The organism is Novosphingobium sp. (assembly GCF_041905565.1).
GTDB lineage: Bacteria > Pseudomonadota > Alphaproteobacteria > Sphingomonadales > Sphingomonadaceae > Novosphingobium.
The window spans coordinates 1-1,935 of sequence record NZ_JAYRKX010000044.1 but is presented as its reverse complement, the minus strand read 5'-3'; the positions used below and the strand labels follow the sequence as shown (position 1 = coordinate 1,935).

General features: G+C 65.5%; 2 protein-coding genes. One reads left to right on the top strand and one right to left on the bottom strand.

Translation table 11 applies throughout. The annotated features are described in order from the left end of the window. Positions 1-7: 7 nt before the first annotated feature. Positions 8-583: a TetR/AcrR family transcriptional regulator gene (locus ACE3N9_RS16555; protein WP_374285602.1), complete on the bottom strand. Its 576-nt coding sequence runs from the start codon at positions 581-583 to the stop codon at positions 8-10. Between the two features lie 169 nt (positions 584-752). Here ACE3N9_RS16555 and ACE3N9_RS16550 point away from each other — a divergent pair. Then, positions 753-1,935, top strand: a 1,183-nt coding sequence (locus ACE3N9_RS16550) for an acyl-CoA dehydrogenase family protein (protein WP_374285600.1), incomplete at its 3' end; no start/stop codon positions are given.

Here is a 1,935-nt window from a genome sequence, read left to right as displayed (position 1 = left end):
AAGCGGTTCAACTGCGCGGAATCAGCGTCGCCATGATGTGGTCGATGTAGGCGGCAAAATCTTCGCTCTGTTCGCGCTGGCGGAACTTGGGCAACTCCAGCTGCAGGAAGCCAACGTACACCGCGTAAGTCATCCGCGCCCGCCGCAGTGCATCACGCTCGTTCAAGCCGGCCTGGCGGAACGAGGCGAACAGGAAACCGACCCGCCGCTCCAGCACGTTGTCGAGCACGGCGCGGATCGCCGGGTGTTCGGCCGCCTTGAGCAGTTCGGAATAGATGACGTGGGTCTTGGTGTGGAAGCTGATCAGGTTGAACAGGGTGCGCAGGCGCTCGGCGGCGTTGCCGATCGATTCCAGCGCGCCGTAGGCCGCCTGCTCATCGCGTTCCCAGCGCTCCAGCGCCGCCTGCAGCAGCGCATCGCGCGAAGGAAAGTGCCAGTAGAAGCTGCCCTTGGTCACCCCGAGCCGACGCGCCAGCGGCTCCACCGCCACCGCGGACACACCCGCCTCGGCGATCTGGTCGAGGGCTTCGCGGGTCCAGTCGTCCACGTTCAAGCGCGGGGTGCGGAGTGCGGTCTCGGTCATCGCGGTGTCGGATCCATACGGTTGTGCGCCGGATAGTATGTCTGAGCGTTTGCTCGATTCGAGTGCGATAGAAGTTTGCACTGGAATCACATACTTCAAAGTATGGTAGTGGCGGGGGCGGCGACACGCAACGCAGCCCCGCGGCCCGCCGCCATCCCGGAGCCACGACATGAGCCCGTTCTTGAGCGTTTCCCTGCCGATCCTCGCGGTTCTTTTGGCCTCGGCCTTTTCCGCCTACCACCGCCTGCGTCTCGCCCTCTGGGTCGCACTGACCGCCACCCTGCTGGTCGGGTGCTGGCTACTGGGTGCCAACCATCTGGTCATCGGATTCGTGGCCGGTTGCGTGACCTTGGTCGCCATGCCCCTGCTGATCCCGGCCATCCGCAAGCCGCTGCTCTCCGCCCCGGCGCTGAAATTCCTGCGCAAGGCGCTGCCGCCGCTGTCGCAGACCGAGAAGATCGCGCTGGAGACCGGCTCGGTCGGCTTCGAGGGCGATCTGTTCTCCGGCAAGCCCGACTGGCGCAAGCTGCTGGCCCATCCCAAGCCACAGCTGTCCGCCGAAGAGCAGGCCTTCCTCGATGGCCCGGTCGAAACCCTGTGCACGATGATCGACGACTGGGACATCACCCACGTCCGCGCCGACCTCTCGCCCGAGGTCTGGGACTACATGAAAAAGCAGCGTTTCTTCGGGATGATCATTCCGAAGGAATACGGCGGGCTGGGCTTCTCCGCGCTGGCCCATCACAAGGTGATCCAGAAGGTCGCCTCGATCAGTTCGGTGGCCAGCGCCACCGTCGGCGTGCCCAATTCGCTGGGCCCGGGCGAGCTGATCCATCGTTACGGCACGAAAGAACAGAAGGACTATTACCTGCCGCGGCTCGCCTGCGGCCAGGACGTGCCCTGCTTCGGCCTGACCGGCCCGTTCGCCGGCTCCGACGCCACCTCGATCCCGGATTTCGGCATCGTCTGCAAGGGCCAATGGAACGGCGCCAACGTGCTGGGCCTGAAGCTCACCTTCGACAAGCGCTACATCACCCTCGCCCCGGTGGCGAGCCTGATTGGTCTCGCCTTCCGCATGTACGACCCGGATGGCCTGCTGGGCGACACCCGCGACATCGGCATCACGCTCGCACTGTTGCCGGCTGAGACGCCGGGGGTGGAAGTCGGCCGCCGCCATTTCCCGCTGAACTCGCCGTTCCAGAACGGCCCGATCCACGGCAAGGAGGTCTTCATTCCGCTGAGCCAGCTGATCGGCGGCCTCGACATGGCCGGCAAGGGCTGGAACATGCTCAACGAATGCCTCGCGGTCGGGCGTTCGATCACCCTGCCCTCCACCGCCAGCGGCGGTGCCA

What these genes read in the sequence shown, in the direction of transcription:
- ACE3N9_RS16555 (WP_374285602.1), bottom strand. Translation starts at nt 583, where the DNA reads ATGACCGAGACCGCACTCCGCACCCCGCGCTTGAACGTGGACGACTGG.